The organism is Mesorhizobium sp. M0676 (assembly GCF_040320535.1).
GTDB lineage: Bacteria > Pseudomonadota > Alphaproteobacteria > Rhizobiales > Rhizobiaceae > Mesorhizobium.
The window spans coordinates 196,804-219,663 of the sequence record NZ_JAMYPU010000005.1 but is presented as its reverse complement, the minus strand read 5'-3'; the positions used below and the strand labels follow the sequence as shown (position 1 = coordinate 219,663).

The 22,860-nt window shown below is 63.1% G+C and carries 19 protein-coding genes and 1 tRNA gene; 6 read left to right on the top strand and 14 right to left on the bottom strand.

Going from position 1 to position 22,860, the window contains the following annotated elements; translation table 11 throughout:
- Window positions 1-6 precede the first annotated feature (6 nt).
- Window positions 7-1,002, top strand: a complete 996-nt coding sequence (locus NKI35_RS07810; RefSeq protein WP_023686410.1) for a KpsF/GutQ family sugar-phosphate isomerase — start codon at window positions 7-9, stop codon at window positions 1,000-1,002.
- Window positions 1,003-1,089: 87 nt separating this feature from the next.
- On the opposite strand, the gene NKI35_RS07805 is transcribed toward NKI35_RS07810, so the two are convergent.
- The 12 genes from NKI35_RS07805 to NKI35_RS07750 all read right to left on the bottom strand — a co-directional run bounded on the left by NKI35_RS07805 (window position 1,090) and on the right by NKI35_RS07750 (window position 15,376).
- Window positions 1,090-1,554: an NfeD family protein gene (locus NKI35_RS07805; RefSeq protein ID WP_352739372.1), complete on the bottom strand. Its 465-nt coding sequence runs from the start codon at window positions 1,552-1,554 to the stop codon at window positions 1,090-1,092.
- A 37-nt stretch (window positions 1,555-1,591) separates the two neighbouring features.
- On the bottom strand, window positions 1,592-2,542 hold the full coding sequence (locus NKI35_RS07800; RefSeq protein WP_023671952.1) for an SPFH domain-containing protein: 951 nt from the start codon (window positions 2,540-2,542) through the stop codon (window positions 1,592-1,594).
- 158 nt (window positions 2,543-2,700) lie between these two features.
- Complete coding sequence (gene hemH, locus NKI35_RS07795; RefSeq protein WP_352739370.1) at window positions 2,701-3,765, bottom strand: ferrochelatase; 1,065 nt, start codon at window positions 3,763-3,765, stop codon at window positions 2,701-2,703.
- 154 nt (window positions 3,766-3,919) lie between these two features.
- Window positions 3,920-5,938, bottom strand: a complete 2,019-nt coding sequence (locus tag NKI35_RS07790) for a 5'-nucleotidase C-terminal domain-containing protein (protein ID WP_352739368.1) — start codon at window positions 5,936-5,938, stop codon at window positions 3,920-3,922.
- A gap of 196 nt (window positions 5,939-6,134) precedes the next feature.
- Window positions 6,135-6,512, bottom strand: a complete 378-nt coding sequence (locus tag NKI35_RS07785) for an Omp10 family outer membrane lipoprotein (protein WP_023671949.1) — start codon at window positions 6,510-6,512, stop codon at window positions 6,135-6,137.
- Window positions 6,513-6,698: 186 nt separating this feature from the next.
- The gene (locus NKI35_RS07780; RefSeq protein ID WP_352739366.1) at window positions 6,699-8,144 is read right to left on the bottom strand and encodes a homospermidine synthase; all 1,446 of its coding nucleotides are present in this window, start codon (window positions 8,142-8,144) and stop codon (window positions 6,699-6,701) included.
- 127 nt (window positions 8,145-8,271) lie between these two features.
- Window positions 8,272-9,510, bottom strand: coding sequence for a hypothetical protein (locus NKI35_RS07775; RefSeq protein WP_352653863.1), 1,239 nt, complete (start codon window positions 9,508-9,510; stop codon window positions 8,272-8,274).
- A gap of 2 nt (window positions 9,511-9,512) precedes the next feature.
- Window positions 9,513-10,436 (bottom strand): heme-dependent oxidative N-demethylase family protein, encoded by a 924-nt coding sequence (locus tag NKI35_RS07770; protein WP_352739364.1) that lies wholly within the window; start codon window positions 10,434-10,436, stop codon window positions 9,513-9,515.
- 52 nt (window positions 10,437-10,488) lie between these two features.
- Window positions 10,489-11,151 carry an aminotransferase class IV family protein gene (locus tag NKI35_RS07765; protein ID WP_352739362.1) on the bottom strand — a complete coding sequence of 221 codons (663 nt, stop codon included), beginning with the start codon at window positions 11,149-11,151 and terminating at the stop codon, window positions 10,489-10,491.
- A complete protein-coding gene (locus tag NKI35_RS07760) occupies window positions 11,100-12,245 on the bottom strand; it encodes an aminodeoxychorismate synthase component I (RefSeq protein WP_352739360.1) in 1,146 nt (381 codons plus the stop codon). The genes NKI35_RS07765 and NKI35_RS07760 overlap by 52 nt, the downstream gene beginning before the upstream one ends.
- A 163-nt stretch (window positions 12,246-12,408) precedes the next feature.
- Window positions 12,409-13,125 carry a helix-hairpin-helix domain-containing protein gene (locus NKI35_RS07755; RefSeq protein WP_352739358.1) on the bottom strand — a complete coding sequence of 239 codons (717 nt, stop codon included), beginning with the start codon at window positions 13,123-13,125 and terminating at the stop codon, window positions 12,409-12,411.
- Window positions 13,126-13,537: 412 nt separating this feature from the next.
- On the bottom strand, window positions 13,538-15,376 hold the full coding sequence (locus NKI35_RS07750; protein WP_023740966.1) for a M3 family oligoendopeptidase: 1,839 nt from the start codon (window positions 15,374-15,376) through the stop codon (window positions 13,538-13,540).
- 145 nt (window positions 15,377-15,521) lie between these two features.
- Between NKI35_RS07750 and NKI35_RS07745 the strand changes: the two genes are divergently transcribed.
- The 3 genes from NKI35_RS07745 (at window position 15,522) to NKI35_RS07735 (ending at window position 19,472) form a co-directional block, all read left to right on the top strand.
- Window positions 15,522-17,060, top strand: coding sequence for a sigma-54-dependent transcriptional regulator (locus tag NKI35_RS07745; RefSeq protein WP_352739355.1), 1,539 nt, complete (start codon window positions 15,522-15,524; stop codon window positions 17,058-17,060).
- Window positions 17,061-17,451: 391 nt separating this feature from the next.
- Window positions 17,452-19,278 carry a peptidoglycan L,D-endopeptidase MepK gene (gene mepK, locus NKI35_RS07740; protein WP_023691751.1) on the top strand — a complete coding sequence of 609 codons (1,827 nt, stop codon included), beginning with the start codon at window positions 17,452-17,454 and terminating at the stop codon, window positions 19,276-19,278.
- Window positions 19,279-19,398: 120 nt separating this feature from the next.
- Window positions 19,399-19,472: transfer RNA gene (locus tag NKI35_RS07735), tRNA-Gln, on the top strand.
- A 138-nt stretch (window positions 19,473-19,610) separates the two neighbouring features.
- On the opposite strand, the gene NKI35_RS07730 is transcribed toward NKI35_RS07735, so the two are convergent.
- Window positions 19,611-20,249: a 2-dehydro-3-deoxy-phosphogluconate aldolase gene (locus tag NKI35_RS07730; protein ID WP_352739353.1), complete on the bottom strand. Its 639-nt coding sequence runs from the start codon at window positions 20,247-20,249 to the stop codon at window positions 19,611-19,613.
- A 174-nt stretch (window positions 20,250-20,423) separates the two neighbouring features.
- On the opposite strand from NKI35_RS07730, the gene trhO reads away from it, so the two are divergent.
- Complete coding sequence (gene trhO / locus NKI35_RS07725; RefSeq protein WP_352739351.1) at window positions 20,424-21,350, top strand: oxygen-dependent tRNA uridine(34) hydroxylase TrhO; 927 nt, start codon at window positions 20,424-20,426, stop codon at window positions 21,348-21,350.
- A 23-nt stretch (window positions 21,351-21,373) separates the two neighbouring features.
- Here the strand turns inward: trhO and NKI35_RS07720 are convergent, their stop codons facing one another.
- Window positions 21,374-21,736, bottom strand: a complete 363-nt coding sequence (locus tag NKI35_RS07720; protein ID WP_352739349.1) for a YybH family protein — start codon at window positions 21,734-21,736, stop codon at window positions 21,374-21,376.
- A gap of 203 nt (window positions 21,737-21,939) precedes the next feature.
- Between NKI35_RS07720 and NKI35_RS07715 the strand changes: the two genes are divergently transcribed.
- Window positions 21,940-22,677 (top strand): tellurite resistance TerB family protein, encoded by a 738-nt coding sequence (locus NKI35_RS07715; RefSeq protein WP_023671935.1) that lies wholly within the window; start codon window positions 21,940-21,942, stop codon window positions 22,675-22,677.
- Window positions 22,678-22,860: the final 183 nt, after the last annotated feature.

The following is a 22,860-nucleotide window of genomic DNA, read 5'->3' as shown; positions in this document are numbered from 1 at the left end:
TCAGCCATGCATGCGGGATCCCCAGAAAAGAAGCCTTTGGAGGCTTCGGTCGCCTCGGCGCTGAGAACGGTAGCCACGGAACAGGCCGGCGTGGCGGCATTGGCCGCCGCGCTGGAGAACGAACTGGCCGAACCTTTCGCCCGCGCCGTCGACATGGTGTCGCGCATCAATGGCCGCGTCATAGTCACCGGCGTCGGCAAAAGCGGCCATATCGGCACTAAGATCGCGGCTAGTCTGGCTTCGACCGGCACGCCTGCCTTCTTCGTCCATCCGGCGGAGGCCAATCACGGCGACCTTGGCATGATCGCCAGAGACGATGCCATCATCGCCATGTCATGGTCCGGCGAGAGCAAAGAATTGATGGGCATCGTCGCCTATTCCAGGCGCTTCTCGATCCCGCTGATTGCGATTACCGCGGGCGCGGCCTCGGCGCTGGCGCGCGCGGCCGACGTGGTGGTGCTCCTGCCGTCCGCGCCGGAAGCCTGCCCGCACGGTCTGGCGCCGACGACATCGACCCTGCTGCAACTGGTGGTCGGCGATGCGCTGGCCATCGCGCTGCTCGAAGCGCGCGGCTTCACGCCCGACCATTTCCGCACGTTCCACCCCGGCGGCCAGCTCGGCGCCAACCTCACGCAGATCCACGAGATCATGCATGTCGGCGACAGGCTGCCGCTGGTGTCTTCCGGCACGGGCATGCGCGAGGCGATCCTCGAATTGTCGAACAAGGGCTTCGGCTGCGTGGCGATCGCGACGGCGGATGGCGCGTTGGTGGGCATCATCACCGACGGCGACATCAGGCGTCACATCGGCAGCAATCTCATGGAAATGAGCGTCGATCAGGTGATGACGAAAAAGCCGAAGACCGCCACACCGGACACGCTGGTGGCGACGGCGCTGCAGATTATCAACAATTCGGCCATTACGAGCCTGATGGTGGTCGAAGGCAGGCGGCTCGTGGGACTGGTTCATCTGCACGACCTGCTGCGCATCGGCGCCGCCTGAAAAAATCAAAGGACGCGTCGCGTTCGGGAAGCCCTAGGCGACGCGGCCTGATTTTCCGGATCGAAAGCGCCATGCGCTTTCGAAATGTCAAACTGCCTCGACGGTCAGTTCCAGATCGGTCTCGGCTGAACTGACGACGCGCACCTGCGTGCCGGCCGGCAGGTCGGGACCGGAGACGCGCCACAGTGTGTCGCCGAGCTTGATGCGGCCGCGACCGTCCTTGATCGGCTCGGCCAGCGTTGCCATCCTGCCGACCAACTGCGCGCCGCGCCGGTTGAGCAGCGGCTGGTCGCTAGGGGTATTACGCCCACCAACCAGCTTCTTTCCGGCAAGGGCCGAGACCAGCGACAGGGCCAGGAAGGCGAGGACCTGGACTTCCCAGGCCCAGAAGCTTGCGTCCCAGATGAGCAGGGAAATCACACCGATCACCAATGCGGCGATGCCGATCCACAGCATGAATATTCCTGGCGCGATGACCTCCATCACCAGGAGGACGAAGCCCAGAACCATCCAGTTCCACGGACCAAGTTCGGAAATGATGCGGTCGAACATGGGAGTGCGCTCCTATGATCTCAGTTCTCAGCTAGCCTCAATTCTCGCTTGGGCGAACCACCGGAGGGCGGGCGGCCTGCCTGGCGGCGCCGGCGGTGCCTTCGCTGCGGAACACCTCCCTGGCGATCTCGCTTATGCCGCCGAGGGTGCCGATCAGCGCCGAGGCTTCCATCGGCATCAGCACGACCTTGCTGTTGTTAGCGGTGCCGATCTTGCCCATCGCTTCGGTGTATTTGAGCGCCACGAAGTAATTGAGTGCCTGCACGTCGCCCTTGGAGATGGCTTCCGATACAACCTGGGTGGCTCGCGCTTCGGCCTCGGCCGAGCGTTCGCGCGCCTCGGCGTCGCGGAAGGCGGCTTCCTTGCGGCCTTCGGCCTCGAGGATCTGCGACTGCTTGAGGCCTTCGGCGGCGAGGATCTGCGCACGCTTATTGCGTTCGGCGGTCATCTGACGACCCATCGATTCGATGAGGTTGGCCGGCGGATTGATATCCTTGATCTCGACGCGGGTGATCTTGATGCCCCACGGATGCGCCGCTTCGTCGACGACGCGCAGCAGGCGCTCGTTGATGGCGTCGCGGTTCGACAGCAATTCGTCGAGGTCCATCGAGCCCATGACGGTACGGATGTTGGTCATCGTCAAATTGAGAATGGCGTTCTCCAGGCCGGCGACCTGGTAGGCGGCCTGCGCCGCATTGAGGATCTGGTAGAAGGCGATGCCGTCGACGCCGACAATGGCGTTGTCGCGCGTTATGATTTCCTGGCTCGGAACGTCGAGCACCTGCTCCATCATGTTCATCTTGGCGCCGATGCGGTCGACGAACGGCACGATGAGGTTGAGGCCGGGGCTTAGTGTTTTGGTGTAACGACCAAAGCGCTCCACCGTATAATTATAGCCTTGCGGGATTGTCCGGATGCCTTTGATAAGAAGCACCAATACCAGAAAGGCAAGCGCACCAATCGCAATACCGAAACCACTGAAGTCCATTTGAATCTCCCTCAGATGCCGGCCATGGCGTTGATTCCACGCAACCGACTTCACCAAACACTTAGGTGTGTTTCAATAATGTTACAATCAGGTGATCGCTGATTATTAGTGCATGGAATAGCGCAACTGCGGCGATCGATCGCCGCAACGTGGCGGCCTCAGACCCAGCCCGACAGTTCGCGCCGCACCATCGCCTCGATCACCGCCATGCCCTCGGTGCTGTCGTTCAGGCAAGGGATATGGGCGAATTTCTCGCCGCCCGCATGATGGAAGGTCTCCGCCACTTCGCGGCCGATCTCGTCCAGCGTCTCGATACAGTCGACGGAAAAGCCGGGATTGACGATGGCGATCGATTTCACGCCGTCCTTCGCCAGTTTCTCGACCGTCTTGTCGGTGTAGGGCTGCAGCCATTCCTGGGCGCCGAAGCGCGACTGGAAGGTGATGATCAGCTTCTTTTCATCCCACCCCAGTCGTTCACGCAACAGCCGTGTCGTCTTCTGGCAGTGGCAGTGATAGGGATCGCCCTTCTCGAAATAGGGCTTCGGGATGCCGTGATAGGAGGTGATGACCACCTCGGGCTCGAAGTCTAGCGTTGCCAGATGCCGTTCGATCGAATGGGCGAGCGCCTCGATGTAGACCGGCTCGTCATAGTAGGGCGGAACACTGCGCACGGTGGGCGCGCGGCGCATCTTCATCAAGGCGCGAAAAAGCTGGTCGTTGGCGGTGGCGGTCGTGGTCGCCGAATATTGCGGGTAGAGTGGGAACGACAGGATGCGGTCGCAGCCTTGCTCGACCAGCCTTTGAGCGACGTTCGCGGTCGAGGGGTTGCCGTAGCGCATCGCCCAGTCGACCACGACATCGGGTAGGTCGATGAGCGCTGCGGCCAGCTTTTCGCCCTGCGCGCGGGTGTAGGTGCGCAGCGGCGACTCGTTCCTCTCGCGGTTCCATATCCTGGCGTAATTGGCACCGGACTTGTTCGGTCTCGTGGTCAGCACCAAGCCGTAGAGGATCGGATACCAAATCGCCTTGTTGAGCTCGATAACGCGCGGATCGGACAGGAATTCGCGGAGATAGCGCCACATCGGCTTGAAGTCGGTACCGTCCGGCGTGCCGAGATTGACCAACATGACGCCGATCTTGCCTGCCTTTACCGGCGGATGTCCGGCCGGCAGCGGGTCGAGCGCTTTCGCGGCTTTGGGGTCGACAGGCGTGGAAAGCGTCATGAAGGTCTCCCGACACCGCGAAACCGACGATGTCGGGCGAACCTAGCAATGTGGCGCGAGTTTTCAATGCCGCGTCTGGCCGCACCTTACCCTGAAAGCCAAAAACCCGCCCGTTTGCCGGACGGATTTTGCTGGTCGCAAGCGCGAAGCGAGGTTACTTCGCCGGAATGGTCAGGGTCGCGCCGACCGGAAGCCGGCGTGGCTCGTAGCCTTTGTTGGCCTCGGAGATCACCTTCCACTCGGCGCCGTCGCCATAGGCCTGCTTGGCGAGATCCCAAAAGGTATCGCCGGCGATGGTGACATGGCTGGCTTCGGCCGGGGCGGCGTCAGCCGGCTTTGCCGGAGCAGGTTCGGCTTCGGCCGGTTTTGCCGGTGCCGGCGTTGCCGGGGCGGTTTCCGCCGGGACAGTCGGCGGCGTGGTGGTGATGTCGCCGGAGCCTGCCGGCAATGCGGGCATCGCCGGCTCCGCCGGTGCAGCCTCGGCCGGTTTTGCCGGTTCGGCTGGAGCGGGTGCCGGTTCGGCTGGTTTTGCCGGCTCGGCGGCCGGGGCAGCCGCTACGGTTGCGGCAACCTCGGTGATGCGGCCGTCGAGCTTGGGCGTGTAGGGCCGGTGCGCGGCGAGATAGTCGGCGACCACCTGTTCGAGGCCCGGGCCGTAATCATAGGCGTTCTTGGCCTTCTCGGCGAAGACCTTGTAGCCGTCGCCGCCCTGGCGGACGTAATTGTTGGTGGCGACCAGATAGTCCTTGTCCGGATTGATCGGCGCCCAGGCACCGTTCTGCATCACCTCGACCGACTTGACTCGGCCGGCATTGGGCGCGACCGACTTGTCGAAGGAGTATTTGAGACCTGCCACCTGCGGGAAGCGGCCGCCGCCGTCCTCGACCTGGCTGACGCCGTTTTCCAGCCCGGCAACCAGATCCTTGCCGGAAATCTGGAAGGTCGCCAGCGTGTTCTGGAACGGCAGCACGGACAGCACCTCGCCCATGGTCACGGTGCCCTTGTCGATCGAAGCACGCAGGCCGCCGCCATTCGAGACGACGATCTCGACGCCCTGTCCCTTGACGCGGTCGAGGATGGCGTCGGAGACGAGGTTGCCCATCGCGCATTCCTTGGTGCGGCAGCTTTCGCGGCTGCCGTCGATGGCCTCGGTGGTCTCGGCCACTTCCTTGTTCTTCAGCGCCTCGATCGGCGCACCGAGTTCCTTGATGCGGGCAAGAACGGCCGGATCGGGAGTTATCGACTTGTCGAGGAAGATCGGGTCGCCGCTGGCTTCCTTGACGTTGCCATTGTCGTCGAACGCGACCTTGAATTCGCCGAGATATTTCGAATAGGACGCGGCCTGCACGACAGGCACCTTGGAGCCGTCGGGGTTGTCGACCATCGTCGGATAGGGGCCTTCCGCCTTCGGGTCGGTGTTGGACAGAAGCGAATGGCTGTGGCCGCCCACCACCACGTCGATGCCCGGGATCTTGGCGATGACATCGCGCTCGCGCCTGTAGCCGATATGGGTGACGGCAATGATCTTGTTGACGCCTTGCGCCTTCAGCTTCTCGACTTCGGCGGTGATCGACTTGACGTCGTCCTCGATGGTAATGTTGGGGCCGGGAGAGGCGAGTTCCGGCGTGTCGTTGGTCACGGCGCCGACAATGCCGATCTTCTGGCCGCCGACCTCAAGCACAATCGACGGCTTGATCTTGCCTGCGGCGCCGGACTTGTCGTTGGGCACGACATTGGCGCTGACGATCGGGAACTTCGCCTTGTCGAGATAAGGCACCAGCGCGCTCTCGCCATCGTCGAATTCGTGGTTGCCGAGCGTCACCGCGTCGGGCTTGATCTGATTGAGGAATTCCTCCTCCGCCGTGCCCTTGTAGGTGATGTAGAACAGCGATCCCTGAAAGCTGTCGCCGGCATTGAGCAGCAGCACGTTCTGGCCTTCGAGCTTCTTGCGCTCCTGTGCGATCGCGGTGACCAGCCGGCCGGCGCCGCCGATGCACTCACCCTTGGTCTCTTCCTCGGCCGAGCAGGTTGACTCGTATTTGTTGTTGCCTTCGATGCGGCTGTGCCAATCGTTGAAATGCAGGATGTTCAACGTGTAGTCGGCAAAGGATGGTGCGGCCGACAGGCCGAGTGTCGAGGCAGAGAGGGCGGCAATGGCGGCGAGCTTCTTCATCTTCGTCTCCCGGATATGATCAAAGGCGTTTAACGCTCTTGCCCGACTGCAGGATAACAGCCAGCATTCGGGTATGTTCACATCGCGGTTGTGGCGATGCAAGAAGAATCAGGGCGGATAACCGGCATCGGTTTGCCGGCATAAAAAAGGCGGCGGCATCGCGCCGCCGCCATCCGCAAAGCCGCATGGGAAGGGTTCAGCCGCGCCTGGTCAGCACGAAGTTCTGCCCGGCGGAGCTGGTGCAATTCAGCTGGTTTATGGACACCAGCAGGCAGTTGAAAGCGATTGGCTGCTGCCGGATCAGCGAGGTTCCGTTGATCTCGACCGAGGTGGCGCCGGTCTTGGTGTAGCTGCCGTCAGCGAATTTCTCACCGGTCTCCGCCGAAACGGTGGTGAAGACGCCGCCGTTCAATGTCGAGACCGCCTTGCCCTCGGCGTTCAGCCAGGAGCCTTCGACGCCTCGCGCCTGCGATGAGATCGGTGGCCCGTCGGAACCGCCGGTGGTGCAGGCGGCAAGCATCGTCGCAAGAACGCCCGCCGCGCCCGCAGAAAGAATTTTGCGCGCAATCGTCATATCAAATCCTCTCCTGGCGCATCGGCCCAATCGCCAAACGACGTTTGGGGAACCGATGTGCGTGGCCTCAAGTTTCCAGAGCCGTCCCTCGTGCGTCCAAACGGATGCACACTGCTCTCGTCCGCATCCCTTCAATCGCCCGATTTCCGGGCGATTGCAAGGCAGTGGGGCAGGGGTATGGAACCGCTATCGAACGAGGATGTTGCGGAATTGCCACGGGTCGCTTTTGTCGAGGTCCTCGGGAAACAGGCCCGGACGGTTATCGAGCGGCGTCCAGTCGGTGTAGTAGCCCTTGACCGGTCCGAGATACTGGGACTGCACTTCCAGGCAGCGCTTGTAGTCCATCTCGTCGGCCTCGACGATGCCGGCTTCCGGGTTTTCCAGCGCCCAGACCATGCCGGCGAGCACGGCCGAGGTGACCTGCATGCCGGTAGCGTTCTGGTAGGGCGCCAGCTTGCGGGCTTCGGCCAGCGACAGCTGCGAACCGTACCAGTAGGCGTTCTTGGCATGGCCGTAGAGCAGCACGCCAAGCTCGTCGACGCCGTCGACCAGTTCGTTTTCGTCAAGCACATGGTGGACCGGCTGCGGCTTGCCGGCAGCGCCGAACATTTCGTGGAGTGACAACACGGCGTCGTTGCAGGGGTGATAGGCATAGTGGCAGGTCGGGCGGTATTGCACCTTGCCCTTCTTCGACCGCACGGTGAAGAAGTCGGCGATCGAGATCGCCTCATTGTGCGTCACCAGGAAACCGTATTGCGCGCCCGGCGTCGGGCACCAGGAGCGCACGCGGGTGTTGGCGCCGGGCTGTTCGAGATAGATCGCAGCCTTGGAGCCATGCTTGTGCTCCTTGCCGTTCTTCGGCATCCATCTCTCATGCGTGCCCCAGCCGAGCTCGGCCGGCTGCAGCCCTTCCGAGATGAAACCTTCGACCGACCAGGTGTTCCAGAACACGTTCATCGGCTTCGGCTTCTTGGTGCGCTGGGTGTCGCGCTCGGCGATGTGGATGCCCTTGACGCCGGCCTTCTTCATCAGCTTCGCCCAGCCGTCACGGTCGTCCTGCGCGGGTTCGGAAAACTCGAGGCCGAGGTCGCCGGCAAGGTTCAGCAGCGCCTGCTTGACGAACCACGAGACCATGCCCGGATTAGCGCCACAGGTCGAAACCGCGGTAGCGCCGCCGGGCTTGTCGTGCTTCTCCATGATCAAGGCTTCGCGCAGCGCGTAGTTGGTGCGGCTGGCATTGTCGGCCTTGGCGTCGAAATAGAAGCCGAGCCACGGCTCGACGACGGTGTCGATGTAGAGCACGCCGAGCTTGCGGCAGAGCCGCATCAGGTCGACCGAGCCGGTATCGACCGACAGATTGATGCAAAAGCCCTGGCCGCCACCATTGGTCAAAAGCGGCGTCAGCAGTTTCTTGTAGTTTTTCTCGGTCACGTGCTCCTGGACGAAGGCGATGCCGCGCTCGTCGAGCAGCTTGCGGTCGGTGTCGAGCGGGTCGATGACCGTCATGCGCGACTTGTCGAATTTGAAATGGCGCTCGATCAGAGGCAGCGTTCCCCGTCCGATCGAACCAAAGCCGATCATCACGACAGGGCCGGTGATTTCACCGTAAACGGGCCAGTTTTCATTCGCCATTTTATCGAGCACTCCTTCAAGCAACGCGCCAAAACGGCCGTTCGACCGCCGCGCGACAAACCATAGATCATTGTCACAATAAAGCGAAAAGCAGGGATAAGGTTAGTTCCCGGCCGCGCAGATACGCCTACGGTTCGAGCAGTTTCGCGAATTCCGGTGTGAACAGCGCTTGTGCTTCGGAGACCGGCATTTCAACGAGATCGCCGCCGCAAGCCTGGATGACGTTGGGCAAACCTTGCAGGCCGAAGACCAGAACCTGCCTGTCGCCATCGCGCTTCAGGCTGGCGCCGAGATAGTCACTGATCAAATCGTCGATGCCGCATTCGGCCTCGTAATCCACCTCGGTCTGGTCGCTTGGCTTCTTGCGGTTTTCCCTGACGAAGGCGGCCAGCGAGGGGCCTGGCTTGCCGTCGCCCGTATCGGAAAACATGTCCTGAAGGGTAAGCAAGGCGCCACGGCGCACGTCCATGACATAGGCGTCGGAATAGTTGTTCGGATGCGCACCGCCGCAATAGAGGCTGCCGGATTCCGACCAGCTCATCAGCTTCGGCGTCAATGACGTCACTTTGGACGTCGTGTCTTCGTAGCCGCCAAGCGAATCGTCATCCATGCCCTCCATCGGTGGTCCATCGTGGAAGCCGGCGTATTGCAGCGCCGCGCACGTCAAGGCGCTGAGGCTGTCATGCCAATGGCGGTTCTGCAGCAAGGCATTGGCGGCTTCGATCGGCGCGCCGCCGGCGAGATCGACGATGCGCGGCCTGGCGAATTTGGTGCGTGGATCGGTGACATAGTTGTAGGCTGCATCCGGCCAACCTTCCTTGGCGTCTGCCTTGGGCGCGAAATCCAGCTTGAGATAGTCGTAGGGCGATGCCGCCATGGTGATCGGCGCATCGTCACCCGAGAATGTCATGTCGGTGAAATCATAGAGATCGCGTGGCGTCGTCGCCGGCGTCTCCGTCTGGGCACGGCTGGCGAACCTTGTCAGCTTCAGCGGCAGGGTCTTTTTGGCCGTCCAGGTGCCTTCCAGCGTCTTGCCCTTGTCGGCGGAACTCAACCGCCAGACGGCGCCGATGGCTGGAGCCTGGCCGTCGCCGCACTTCTTGGCATCGCAGGCTTCTTCCTCGGCCAATTGAAAGGTGGCGCCCTTGCTCGACTTCGCCTGCAGAGGAATATCGACGCCCTTGGAGCGGTAGAAATAGCGGCCCGCCAGTGCCTCTCCAGCCGTCGCCGGATCACCGGTAAACTCGACGACGATGTCGATGTTGCCGAGCTTCCCCGCATAGGTCACCGGTTCCGCATGCGCTGTTGCCGGCAACGCCAGCAATGCACCGAGCAGGACGGCCAGCTTCAGAACATGTCGGATCATCGTCACTCCTGAGCCATGGTTTGCAGGCGTTGCACCAGCCGGTCACGGTCTGATGTCATCCCCTTATATTCGAGTTGAGCCTCATCCAGCGCCTGCAATTGCGCCGCGAAAGAGGCGGCAAGCGTTGCCCGGTCGGGATGCCGCGCCAGCACTTTCAGCGGGTCGAGATGGATGCGGATGGTGAACAGGATGTCGCGCGACAGAGGCAGTTTGCGCAGCGTCTGGCGCTCGACGCGGATGAAGGCGTGGGCGTTGACGTCGCCGTCGGGAAATCGCGAGGGGCGCCTGGTGGCGCGGTCGATGCGCTCGACATTGGAGAGCGGGTGATAGAGCGCGTCGCCGGCCTGGATCGACCAGTTGAAGCGTTCGACGGCCTGACCCTGCAGGCCGTCGAACATGCGGTTGATGAGCTCGGCCGGCCTGGTGCCCGGACCGAAGCCCGGCACCGGTGCGTGGATCTGCTGCAGCGGCCGGCCGAATTTTTCGACCAGCGACCAGGATGACGGGAAGCACAGCGAGCCGGCGGCGAGTCGCCAGCCCGTGTCGTCACGGCGCATCAGGATCAGGTCTTCCTGGACGAGCAGCGACGCTGCGACCAGCGGGGCATCGGGGAAGGTGGCGTCAGAGTCGGCTTTGGCGCCAATGACCTCAACCCCGGCATTGGTGCGCCGGTACATCCCGGGAAATGTCGACAGCAGATGTGCTTCGATGAGGCCGCGCACTTCGCGCTGGGTGTCGCGCGTGCCGTCTTCCTCGACAAACACCTTGTCGGGAATTTCGGCATAGAGCCGGCGCTTTTCGGCGAGATGGTCGAAGAGATACCGGTCGACCTTGATCCACTTGTCGAGCTCGAGCGGCTTCAGCCCGATGGTGAAGAGCTTTGAGGAGCCATCATAGGGCGTGTGCGTGGGCTGACGAGAATTCATGCTTCGCTAGAAAGTGTCCAATGCCGGCGGTTATTCTCGCAGCCGCTTCGTATCAGGCCAATGTTGCCGGGATCAAGCCGCGCAGAGAATTGCCGACGAACAGTGTTTTGGCGGATTTCAACTCGTCATAGCTGTAGATCGCCTCCTGGGCGCGGCCTTCGTCCAGCAGCTCGGCGCGCAATACGCCAGGCAGCAGGCCGCAGTCGAGCCTGGGTGTCATCAGCATGCCATCGCCGAAATCGGCGAAGACGTTGGTGATGGTGCCTTCGCAGATTTCACTGCGCTCATTTGCGAGCAACACTTCGTCGGCCTGGGTGACCAGATATTCGGAGCGGGCGTGAGTGTAGACTTGCCGCCGGCCGGTCTTGTGGCGCAGCAGCGTGTCGGTGGAGGAGAGCCGCACCCGTGCCAGCTGCAGCCGCCAGACCTTGTCGGCGGCGAACGGCTCATAGGGCTGGACCGAGGCGGTCACTTCGCCATTGCGCTGCAGGACGAGCCGGGTGCGCAGCGCCGTCTGCTGCGCCCCGATAGTATTCGCCAGCACCTCGCCGATCCGCTGCGGATCGCAGGCAAAGCCGAGTTCTTCCGCCGAGCCGTAAAGGCGCGCGAGATGGCGTTCGAAGCGCAGAAAGCCCTGGCCGGGCTCCCAGCGCATGGTCTCGATCAGCTCGAAATCGGCGGTGTCCCCGTTGCGAAGCGCGCCTTCAGCAGACACTCCTGATACTCCTCTTGCGCCGTCGAATCGAAGACGACGCCGCCGCCGACATTGTAAACGGCCTCGCCACTGGAAAAGAGCGATATAGTGCGGATCGCCACCGAAAAGCGCATCATGCCGCCAGGCGCGATCCAGCCGATGGCGCCGCAATAGACGTCGCGCGGTGTGTCTTCCAGCTCGTGCAGGATTTCCATCGCGCGGATTTTCGGCGCGCCGGTGATCGAGCCACAGGGAAACAGCGCGCCAAAGATTTGGCGGATGCCGAGATCAGGCAGAAGCTTCGCTCGCACACGGCTCACCATCTGGTGGACGGTCGGGTAGCTCTCGATGCGGAACAGTTCCGGGACTTCCAGCGTGCCGACCTCGCTGATCAGTGAGATGTCATTGCGCAGGAGATCGACGATCATCCGGTTCTCGGCCTGGTTCTTTTCGTCGCTGCGCAAGAAGGACTTCAACCGCGCGTCCTCGGCCTTGGTCGCGCCGCGCGGTGCGGTGCCCTTCATCGGATGGGTTTCGATCATGCCTTCGGCATTGATCTCGAAGAACAGCTCGGGCGAACGCGACAAGACGATGGGATCGCCGAGCGAAATCAGCGCGCCATACTTGACCGGCTGGCGTCCTGTCAGTGCGTCGAAGGCAGCAAGCGGATCGCCCGACCATTGGGCACGGACCGGAAAGGTCAGGTTGCCTTGGTAGCAATCGCCCTTGCGGATGTGGTCGTGGAGGCGCGCGAAGCGTTTGGCGTAGTCCTGAGCGGACCAACTGGCCCTGGCGTCGAAGATGGGGCCATTGGTGGCAGGCGCATCGTTGCGCGGCACCGCCTCTTCGACCGAAGCATCGAAGACACCCAGACAAACCAGTGGCGCGCGCCGGCCTTCGGGCAGCAGCGGCACCAGTTTCGGTTCGAGCAGATAGCCCGCTTCGTAGGAGAAATAGCCGGCCAGCCATTTGCCGGCATCGCTCGCCGCCTGCGCGGCCGCCAGCGCCGGCAGAAAATCCTTGGCATCATGGGCAATGATGATGTCGGCCGGGTGGTCGAAGACCAACTGACGGCCGCTTTCATCGTTGCGGAAAATGGCAGAGGGCAGGGGCATGGGGCTCGGGTACTGCGGTCGATGACGCCAGAACCGCTCTATATGGGGGCCGGGCGGCGCGCAATCGAGGGAGCGGCGTCGCAGGGCGCAAAGACAGTGGCGAATGCAAAAACAAAGACGGCGCCCGAAAGCGCCGCCTTCTGGTTATGTTGCCGATGACGGATCAGCTGTTGTTGGCGGTCCCGGCGCTCGGGAATTGGCGTGCGAACTCCTTTTCGTCGCCGGCGGCAAGCAGCTTGGCCTGCTCGACCCACTTTTCGCGGGCGACGCGGCCGTCGAAATTCAGCGTGTCCTCGATGCGCTTGACGTCGGCCGCGGTCCAGCCGGCGATCTGCGCGTAGGTCGTGACGCCAAGGCCCTTGAGCAGTTTGTCGTTGACCGGGCCGATACCGATCAGGCGACGCAGATTGTCGGCCTTCCCAGCTGCCGGGGCGGCCTTCTTCGGGACGGCGGCGGGCTTTGAAGCCGCGGTTTTGGGCGCGGCCTTGGCGGCGGCAGGTTTGCTGGCCGCTGGTTTTGCGGCCGCGGATTTGGCCGCAGCTGGTTTGGCCGCGGCGGGTTTGGCGGGGGCCGGTTTCGCGGCCGGGGCGGACTTGGCCTTTGCCGCTGTCGATACCAGCGCGGCCGGCGCCGAACTTGAAGGCTTGGCGGATGGAGCTGATGTTTCACGCAGCCGGCGTTCGAGATCGGCGCGGGTCTTGCCGCAGGCGTCGAGTTCGCCAGTCAGGCGATCGGCGTCGGCGCGCAGTCTGTCACGCTCGCTGCGGGTGCGGTCGAGATCGCCGCGCAGGCTGTCGAGTTCGCCGCGCAGCCGGCCCCAGATAAACCAGCCAACCAACACACCTACAAGGAACGCCAGGACAATGTAAAAGAAGGTCATCGTCTCTCTCCAGTCGGATCCGTCCGCCGCCGTCCCAAGTCATGACCTTGGCAGATCGGATCATCCAATGTGGTTCGGCGGCTCAGGGAACAGCCGGTCTGTCGTCGAGTGTCGGCGTTCGGCTTTCCGCCCATTGCCAACCGTCGCTGTCGCATTCGTCAGACCGCTGCCATGGGCCGGGATACTGTCCGGCCTTAAGCCGCGCGCCCGGCTGAGCTTCAGTCGGAAAGCTATCATACGGCTTCGGGAAAGCTAACGGAATTTTCGCCGGAGAGTTATTCAAGAACAGATATTTAGAACAAGAACAGAGCTGCCGTCACATGCATTCCGGCTAAACTGTTCTGCGATTCTGCAAAGTCGAGGCCGCTGCTGAACCTGCCACTCTGCGCCATCGGTCCAATGGGTGCGCGCATTAACTGTCGAGCGCTTCCAACTCGTCGATCAGGCCGCCGATCACGCCAAGCCCGATCTGCCAGAAGGCGGGGTCGGTGGCGTCGAGGCCGAAGGGCGCGAGAAGCTCCGAGTGATGCTTGGTGCCGCCGGCGCGCAACATCTCGAAATACTTATCCTGGAAGCCATGCTCAGCGTTCTGGTAGACCGCGTAGAGCGAGTTCACCAGGCAGTCGCCAAAGGCATAGGCGTAGACGTAGAAGGGGGAGTGGACGAAGTGCGGGATGTAGGTCCAGAAGACCTCATAGCCCTCGCGCAGCTTGATCGCCGGCCCCAGGCTTTCTGCCTGCACCTCGAGCCAGAACTGGCCGAGCTTGTCGGAGGTCAGTTCGCCGTTCTTACGCTCTGCATGCACTTTGCGCTCGAACTCGTAGAAGGCGATCTGGCGCACGACCGTGTTGATCATGTCCTCGACCTTCTGGGCGAGCATCGCCTTGCGCTCGCGCTTGTCGGTGGTCTGGTCGAGCAGCGAACGGAAGGTCAGCATCTCGCCGAATACTGAGGCCGTCTCGGCCAAAGTCAGCGGCGTCGAAGCCATCAGGGCGCCCTGGCCGCCGGCCAGCACCTGATGCACGCCGTGGCCGAGTTCATGCGCCAGCGTCATCACATCGCGCGGCTTGCCCATGTAGTTGAGCAGCACGTAAGGGTGCGCCGAAGGCACGGTCGGATGGGCGAAGGCGCCGGGCGACTTGCCGGGCCTGACCGGCGCGTCGATCCAGTTGCGGTCGAAGAAGACGCGGGCGATCTCCGCCATATCGGGGGAAAAGCGCTGATAGGCCGACAGCACGGTGTTCCTGGCGTCGTCCCAAGGGATCACGGCCTGCGGCGTTTCGGGCAAGGGGGCGTTGCGGTCCCAGTGGTTCATCACCTCCATGCCGAGCCAGCGCGCCTTCAGCGCGTAGTAGCGATGAGACAGGCGCGGATAGGCCTCGCGCACGGCCGACGCCAGCGCATCGACCACGCTGCGCTCGACGCGGTTGGCGAGATGGCGTGAATCGGCGATGTCCTCGAAGCCGCGCCAGCGGTCGGAAATCTCCTTGTCCTTGGCCAGCGTGTTGGTGATCAGCGTGAAGGTGCGCAGGCTCTTGCGGAAGGTTGCGGCCAGCGCTTCGGAGGCGCGGCGGCGGACCTCCCCATCGGCGTCCTGGAGGCGGTTCAGCGCCGGCTCCAGCGTCAGTTCCTCGCCGTCTATGTCGAAGCGCAGATCGGTCATCGTCTCGTCGAACAGCCGGTTCCAGGCACCGCGTCCGGTGATCGATTTCTCATGGAACAGCTGCTCGACCCGGTCCTCGAGCTGGTAGGGCTTGTCCATTCTGAGGTCGAGCACCCAGGGGCGGTAATGGGCAAGGCCGGCGTCGGCGGCGAGGGCGGATTCGAGCGCCTTGTCATCGATCAGGTTCAGCTCCAGCGCGAAGAACAGAAGATGCGCGCTGGCGTCGGTCATCTTTTCCTGGATGTCGCCATAGAGCTTTGCGCGCTGCGGATCGGCGGTGTTGCCGGCATAGATCAGGCCGGCATAGGAGACGATGCGGCCGATCAGTTCCTCCAGCGCCTCATAGGCTGTCAGCGCCTCGCCAAGCCTGCCGGCGCTGCCGCGCCCGGCCTCCGCAGCCAGTGTGCCCTTCCAGCGGTTCTCGAAGGCGACGGCATCGGCCGCCGCCTTGGCAAGGTCACGCTTCAGTTCGGGCGCCTCCATGCCGGAATAAAGATCGGCGAGATTCCATTCCGGCAGGTCGCCGAGTTCTGCCGCGCCCTGACCGGACGCTACCGCCGCAAGCTGCCGACCGAGAATCCTGCTCATCAACAATTACCTTCTGGAATCAAGGGGAAAGGACAAGCCGGTCAAATCCTAAGGAATTCGTTCACCGGGTTTTTTGAAACCTTGTTTAGAACCCTGTGCCAAGATGATCCATGGGAATTTCCCAGGCGGGCAACTCAAATCAGTCATGACAGGTTCCATTCTTATAGTCGATGACGATCCCGTGCAGCGCCGGCTGCTCGAAGCGGCGGTGACGAAATTCGGCCACAGCGCCATCGTTGCCGATGGCGGCGAGGCCGGTCTGAGCGCGCTTGACGAACCCAATGCGAGGGATATTTCGGCAGTCATCCTCGACCTTGTCATGCCGGGCCTCGACGGCATCGGCGTGCTGAAGGCGATGCGCGAGCGCGGCATCACTGTTCCCGTCATCGTGCAGACTGCGCAGGGCGGCATCGAAACGGTGGTTTCGGCGATGCGCCACGGAGCTTTCGATTTTGTCGTTAAGCCGGCGTCTCCCGACCGGCTGCAGACCGCGATCGGCAACGCGCTCAAGGTCGAGGCCGTCGAGGACGAGGTCAAGCGCACGTCGCGGCGTCGCGGCGGCCACCTGACATTCAAGGACATGATTACGCACAGCCCGGCGATGGACCGGGTGATCCGCCTCGGCCAGAAGGCTGCGGCCTCCAACATCCCGATCCTGATCGAGGGCGAATCGGGCGTCGGCAAGGAACTGGTGGCGCGCGCCATCCAGGGCAGCGGCGAACGCCGCACAAAGCCGTTCGTCACCGTCAATTGCGGCGCCATCCCCGACAATCTGGTCGAATCGATCCTGTTCGGTCACGAAAAAGGTTCGTTCACCGGCGCCACCGAAAAGCACACCGGCAAGTTCGTCGAGGCGCATTCGGGCACCCTGTTCCTGGATGAGATCGGCGACCTGCCGCTCGACGTGCAGGTCAAGCTGTTGCGCGCCGTGCAGGATGGCGAGGTCGATCCGGTCGGCGGCCGTTCCACCGTCAGGGTCGACATCAGGCTGATCTCGGCCACGCACCGCAACCTTCTGCAGCAGGTCAAGGACGGCAAGTTTCGCGAGGACCTGTTCTACCGGCTCAACGTTTACCCGATCGTCGTGCCGCCGCTGCGCGACCGCCGCGACGACATCCCCTATCTGGTCAAGCATTTCATGGACAAGGTGGCGCCGGCGGGCAATCGCCTGCACGGCATCTCGGATGCCGCACTGGCCATGCTGCAGGCCTATGATTGGCCGGGAAACATCAGGCAGCTGGAAAACGCCGTGTTCAGGGCCTCGGTGCTTGCCGAAGGCGATGTCCTCACGACTGACGAATTTCCGCAGATCCGGGCGCAGGTCGACGGCACCGTCAATCTCGACGCCGATGCGTCCTTGTCGGACCCCGGCATGGCCTTGAGCACCGGATCGCAAGGCGATGGCGCGCAGACTGACGGCGCCGGTACTGCAGCTGCCGAGCCCGCCCCTCCGGCGAGGCTGCTTAAGCGCTTCGGCACGCTGCGGGCGCTGGACGAGCGTGGCAATGTGCGTGCGCTGGCCGATGTCGAACTCGAAATGATCAAGCTCGCCATCGACCATTATAACGGCCAGATGAGCGAGGTCGCACGGCGTCTCGGTATCGGCCGCTCGACGCTCTACCGCAAGCTCAAGGAATACGGCATCGACCCGGAAACCGGTCGCCTCGACCGCCTTGCCTCCTGAACGCCGAATTCCACAGCTTGCCAACGCAAGGCCGGGACCAGCTTGCCATGCCATATCCGGCGCTGCATAAGGGGGTTGGGGCGGGAATATGGCTGATGCGGACAGCGTTGTTCACGCATTAAGGCCAGCGGTAACAGATCGTGTAGCGCGAAAAGGCTGAATCTTGATCTAAACCAGCAGTTTACCAAGAAATCCTGTGTATTATTTTTGACGGGATATCGCCACGGTGTTACCGCATTTCGGCTTCAATAAGCGATGATTAACCATTAGGATCGATATTCGGATGTGAGAACCACGCATCCGTTTGGACAAATCCGGGGACAAACGGCAGCCTGCAAGGCCTTTTGATTTGAACAAAGTCGAACGACACAGAAACGGGCGGCGCGATCACATGGGCGTCTGGCCGAGATGGCTGGCAGCGTTGATCGTTGCGTTCGCTTTCCTCGCCGCAACTGCTGCCGGCGCCAGCGCTGAAACGCGCTCGCTCAAGCTCTATCACCTCCACACGCACGAAAAGGCCGAGATCGTCTACAAGCGCAATGGCCGCTACGATCCGGCAGGCCTCAGGAAGATCAACATCATCCTGCGCGACTGGCGTCGCAACGAACCGACCAAGATGGATCCGCGCCTGCTCGATCTGGTGTGGGAAGCTTACCGGCAGGCCGGCGCCACCGACTATATCCAGGTCGTCTGCGGCTATCGCTCGCCGTCGACCAATTCGATGCTGCGCAGCCGCAGCCGCGGTGTCGCCAAGGAAAGCCAGCATATGCTGGGCAAGGCGATGGACTTCTACATTCCGGGTGTGCCGCTGAAAAAGCTGCGCAACATCGGCCTGAAGATGCAGGGCGGCGGCGTCGGCTACTATCCGTCGTCGGGTTCGCCCTTCGTCCACATGGACGTCGGCAATGTGCGGCATTGGCCAGGCATCAGCCGCCAGGAACTGGTCAGCCTGTTCCCCAATGGCAAGACGCTGCATGTGCCGAGCGACGGCAGGCCGTTGCCGGGTTATGACCAGGCGCTCGCCTCCTACAAGGCGCGCAAGGGCGCCGGTTCTCCTGCCATCATGATGGCCAGCGCAGGCGGCAGCACCAAGAAATCCGGTGGCTTCCTGTCCGCGTTCTTTGGCGGTGGCGGTGAAGACGAAGCCGACGACAGCGCCGATGTCGCTACCGCCGCGCCGCCGCCGAGAAGCGTGAAGCCGGTGCTGGCTGCCTCGAGCAACAACAACAGCAATCTGCCTGGCATCGCGATCGTGTCGCCGCAGAACGCCAAGCGCGCCAACATTCCGCAGCTTGCCGACGACAGCGCTGACGATTCGGAGCCGCAGGACACGCCGGAGACGATCATCGCCGCGCTGCCCGCCAAGGAAGTGCCGCTGCCCGCTTTCGCACCGCGGCCGAAGGCCGATGTCGGCGCGCAACAACCTGAGACCGTGCCGTTCGGCGTGGCCGATGCCACCACCGAACAGACGGTGGCGACGGCGCAGGCGCCGGCCAATGTGCCGTTCGGCACGGCCGATGCGAGCAATGCCGACCAGGGGGCCGATCAAGCTGCCGCTCCGGCGCAGGTCGCGGTCAACGTCCCGTTGCCGACCTGGCGTCCCGACCGCTCTTCGCCGCCGGCTGAGCTTGCGCCGCAGGACAAGGGCGTTCTGCTGGCGCTGGCCGATACGGCTGCCCACAAGCAGACCGCAACCGACGCGTTCTCGGTGCTGCCGTCGCAGCGTCCGGACGAGGTCAAGGCGGTTCTCGAACAGGCCAGCGCCGCCGATACAGCCGGTGCTACCGACGACTATCAGGTTGCGTCGCTCGAGCCTCGCTCGGCGTTCAACGATCCGTCAGGTGTCGATGCCGCATCGCCGCGCGGTGCTATTGCTGCCCGTCCCGCCGGTACCGATCCAGCCTCGGTGATCGGCGCCGGCGTCAAGACGACACGCAAGGAAGCAAGGGCTTCGGCTCGCGACCTGAAGCCAGGACCGAAGGCAGTGGTGGTGGCGGCCGAACCGCAGGCGGCGCGCTGGGCGCTGAGCAGCGGCGACAACATCGCCACCGTTTCCAGCCCGACGACTGCGCCGCGCTATGCCTACAACATCGTGCATACGCCGCCGAGCGAGGTCTACACCGCAGGCTTCCAGGCGGACAACCAGATGGCCGATGCCAACCGCTTCACCGGCAATGCCGTAAAATTCCTTTCGGTCGCCCGCTTCCAGACGAAGTAGGGCGTGACCCGGTCAATATCGAAATCGAAGCCGCGCTGGGCAAGCCGTGCGGCTTTTGCTTCTAGCGAGATATCGAGCACTGGCTTCCATCGCCACAGAATGCTAACCACCAAACTGCATTCCCGCTTCGTCTAATGGTAGGACAGCGCCCTTTGAAGGCGTGAATCGTGGTTCGAGCCCATGAGCGGGAACCAAAATCTCAACGCGCAGCAAACCCGGTCGGCGCAGCTGGCGGGTTTTTGTGCCGAGTGCAATTCCGGGAACACTGTGATTTTCCCGGGAAAGCGCGGAGCGCTTCCCTTGGGAATTGCGCAAAGACAAAGTAGCGGAGGTTATTTTCCGAGCTTGCTCGCGGTCTGTGCGAGCGCCTCGATCTCATCCCACTTGCCGGCCTTGACCAACTCGTCCGGCGCCACCCACGAGCCGCCGACGCAGATAACGTTGGACAGGCTGAGATAGTCGGCCGCGTTCTTGGCCGAGATGCCGCCGGTCGGGCAGAATTTCACGTCGGCCAGCGGCGAGGCAAAGGCCTTCAGCGAGGCGATGCCGCCGGATTGTTCGGCCGGGAAGAATTTCAGGAACCGCAGGCCGGCCTCGCGGGCAGCCATGATCTCGCCGGGCGTGATGGCGCCGGGCAGCAAGGGAACGTCGCTGTCCTTGGCCGCCGCCAGCAACTCTCGCGTGATGCCGGGGCTGACGATGAATTTCGAGGCAGCGGCCGCTGCCTCGTCGAACTGCTTGGCATCGAGAATTGTGCCGGCGCCGACAATGGCGCCCTCGACCTCACCGGCGACGCGGCGGATCGCTTCCAGCGCATCGGCGGTTCTCAACGTGATCTCGATTGCCGGCAGGCCGCCGGCGGCCAGCGCCCGGGCGAGCGGGACGGCGTCCGCGACATTGGCGATCTTCAGCACCGGAATGACCGGCTGGCCATTGAGCAGCGACAGGAGCGTTTCGGTCTTGCTGAGCATTGGCTTGTCTCTCCCTAGGTGATTTCAACCGATTAGCAGAAGGCCGATTCCGAGTCCACGAAACCCGGCCTGCCGCGATGTCACATGTCGGCCAACGAGCCTGCGGGCGAATACCGACGAAGTGTCTTTAGCTCTGCCTTGAATCCGCTTTGACCACGGTTTAGTGGCTTGGCGATGACCAACCGTGAACCCGTGCGCGTTGCCGCGCTCTACAAATTTGCGAGGCTGGGCGACTTCGAGGCGCTGCGGGTCTTGCGCACGCCGCTTGCCGCCTTCTGCTGCGGGCGCGGCATCAAGGGCACGCTGCTTCTGGCGCAGGAGGGCATTAACGGCACGGTCGCCGGCAGCGAAACCGACATAGCCGACCTGATCGCTTATCTCGAGGCCATCGAGGGTCTTGCCGATCTCGAGGTCAAATACAGCACTGCCGCCGAAATGCCGTTCCATCGCATGAAGGTGCGGCTGAAGCGCGAGATCGTCACCATGGGCGTCGAAGACCTCGACCCGGCGACGGGTGCGGGGACCTATGTCGCGCCGGCCGACTGGAACGCGCTGATCTCGGACCCCGGCACCATCGTCATCGACACACGCAACGCGTACGAAGTGTCGATCGGCACGTTCGAGGGCGCGGTGGACCCGCGCACGTCGAGCTTTCGCGAATTCCCGGCCTGGGTGGAAAAACACCGCGACCAACTCGACGGCCGCAAGGTTGCGATGTTCTGCACCGGCGGCATCCGCTGCGAAAAGGCGACGGCCTATGTGAAGTCGCTCGGCTTCGAGGATGTGTTCCATCTCAAGGGCGGCATCCTCAGATATCTCGAAGAGGTGCCGGCCGAAGACAGCCTGTGGCAGGGCGAGTGTTTCGTCTTCGACGAGCGGGTCTCGGTGTCGCATGGGTTGACCGAAGGCGAGGCCGAACTCTGCCGCGCCTGCCGGCATCCGCTGACGCCGGAGAACCGGCTGTCGCCGCATTTTTCCACCGGCGTGTCATGCCCGCATTGCTACGAGGCACGCTCGGATGAGGATCGCACCCGCTATGCCGAGCGCCAGCGCCAGGTCGAACTTGCGCAGGCGCAGGGCAGGGGACATATCGGCAGTTAAGTGCCGCCGACGCCCTGACTGGATCACCACACGACAGAATAGCGGTCGATCACCCACAGCCATGTGCCGTCGGCCTGCCGGCGCGCGACCTCTGAGGTTATCGAGCCGTCGGCAAGCCTGGTCGACGTCAACGCGAGTTCGCCGTTAATGGCCGCCGGGCGCTGCTCGCCGCGCTGGAATTTTCGCCAGCTCGCGGCAAAGGCTTCGAACAAAGCGCGGATCGCCTCATGGCCACGCGTCAATTCGGCTGCTCCGGTGTCGATGACGGCATCGGGTTCGAACAGCGCTACCATGCCCTCAATGTCTCCCGCCAATTGCCGATCAATTAGCAGGCGCTCCAGATCCTGGGGATCTCGTGCTTGGTCGCGGTCTGGCTGATCGGTCACGGCAAAACTCCTCCCTCGCCGACGTTGCGGCGACACTAACCGAAGCCGAGGCGGGTTTCGACACATCGAATTTGATTTGCGGCATTGCCGGCGCCGATAGCAAAGCGCCGGTCCGTCATTGTAATGTCAACAATCGGGACCTACGTCTGCAACGTCCAAAACCTGCCCGTCCACGTTGGCGCGGGCCCTTTTCTGGAGGCACCATGTTCGACCCCAAGAAGCTTCTCGACGATCTGCTCGGCTCGCAAGTTCCCGGCACAACCGGCACCGTTCGCGACAAGGCCGGGCAGGCTGTGCAGATGGCCAAGGACAATCCGCTGGCCGCCGGTGCGCTGGCCGCGGTGCTGCTTGGAACCGGCACGGGACGGCAGGTCACCGGCACGGCCGTGAAGCTCGGCGGACTGGCTGCGATCGGCGGTCTCGCCTACAAGGCCTACCAGAATTACAAGGCCGGCAATGCACCCGAGCAGGCGCCGGCGGCCGGCCAGCCGGAATTGCTGCCGCCGCCCGCCGACACCGGCTTTCATCCTTCACAGGCGCCACAGGGGGAGGACGAGTTCACGCTGACCCTGGTGCGGGCGATGATCTCGGCGGCCAAGGCCGATGGCCATGTCGATGACGCGGAACGCCAAAAGATCGCCGGCAAGCTCAGTCTGGCCGGCATCGGCACGGAAGCGGAAAAGTTTCTGATGGCCGAGCTGGACAGCCCGCTCGACCTCGATACGCTGGTCGCAGGCGCCAAGACCGATGAGCAGAGGCTCGAGCTCTACACGGCGTCCCGACTGACGATCGACCCCGATACGCGCGCCGAACGCGGCTATCTCGACCTGCTCGCCGGCCGGCTCGGCCTGCCGGATGCGCTCGTCGATCATGTCGAGGCGACGGTGTCGGCGGCCAAGGTGCCGGTTCCGTCAGGCACGGCGCCGAACCCGCGCTGGTAGACAACGCAGCCGCGCGCCTGGGGCAGGGCGCCGAGGCCGGAAAAAATGCGTTAACGTCTCGTTTACCGAGGAAGCGCATGATTTTAGTCAGTCGGATCGGCTTTTCCTCCTCCCAAGCCCGGTTCAGATCAGGGGGCGGTCGCCAATGACCGCCCTTTTTGTCGGACCGATCACATAAAGCGC

Coding starts and splice junctions, on each gene's coding strand:
- NKI35_RS07810 (WP_023686410.1), top strand. CDS start 7: ATGCATGCGGGATCCCCAGAAAAGAAGCCTTTGGAGGCTTCGGTCGCC.
- NKI35_RS07805 (WP_352739372.1), bottom strand. CDS start 1,554: ATGTTCGACCGCATCATTTCCGAACTTGGTCCGTGGAACTGGATGGTT.
- NKI35_RS07800 (WP_023671952.1), bottom strand. CDS start 2,542: ATGGACTTCAGTGGTTTCGGTATTGCGATTGGTGCGCTTGCCTTTCTG.
- hemH (WP_352739370.1), bottom strand. CDS start 3,765: ATGACGCTTTCCACGCCTGTCGACCCCAAAGCCGCGAAAGCGCTCGAC.
- NKI35_RS07790 (WP_352739368.1), bottom strand. CDS start 5,938: ATGAAGAAGCTCGCCGCCATTGCCGCCCTCTCTGCCTCGACACTCGGC.
- NKI35_RS07785 (WP_023671949.1), bottom strand. CDS start 6,512: ATGACGATTGCGCGCAAAATTCTTTCTGCGGGCGCGGCGGGCGTTCTT.
- NKI35_RS07780 (WP_352739366.1), bottom strand. CDS start 8,144: ATGGCGAATGAAAACTGGCCCGTTTACGGTGAAATCACCGGCCCTGTC.
- NKI35_RS07775 (WP_352653863.1), bottom strand. CDS start 9,510: ATGATCCGACATGTTCTGAAGCTGGCCGTCCTGCTCGGTGCATTGCTG.
- NKI35_RS07770 (WP_352739364.1), bottom strand. CDS start 10,436: ATGAATTCTCGTCAGCCCACGCACACGCCCTATGATGGCTCCTCAAAG.
- NKI35_RS07760 (WP_352739360.1), bottom strand. CDS start 12,245: ATGCCCCTGCCCTCTGCCATTTTCCGCAACGATGAAAGCGGCCGTCAG.
- NKI35_RS07755 (WP_352739358.1), bottom strand. CDS start 13,125: ATGACCTTCTTTTACATTGTCCTGGCGTTCCTTGTAGGTGTGTTGGTT.
- NKI35_RS07750 (WP_023740966.1), bottom strand. CDS start 15,376: ATGAGCAGGATTCTCGGTCGGCAGCTTGCGGCGGTAGCGTCCGGTCAG.
- NKI35_RS07745 (WP_352739355.1), top strand. CDS start 15,522: ATGACAGGTTCCATTCTTATAGTCGATGACGATCCCGTGCAGCGCCGG.
- mepK (WP_023691751.1), top strand. CDS start 17,452: ATGGGCGTCTGGCCGAGATGGCTGGCAGCGTTGATCGTTGCGTTCGCT.
- NKI35_RS07730 (WP_352739353.1), bottom strand. CDS start 20,249: ATGCTCAGCAAGACCGAAACGCTCCTGTCGCTGCTCAATGGCCAGCCG.
- trhO (WP_352739351.1), top strand. CDS start 20,424: ATGACCAACCGTGAACCCGTGCGCGTTGCCGCGCTCTACAAATTTGCG.
- NKI35_RS07715 (WP_023671935.1), top strand. CDS start 21,940: ATGTTCGACCCCAAGAAGCTTCTCGACGATCTGCTCGGCTCGCAAGTT.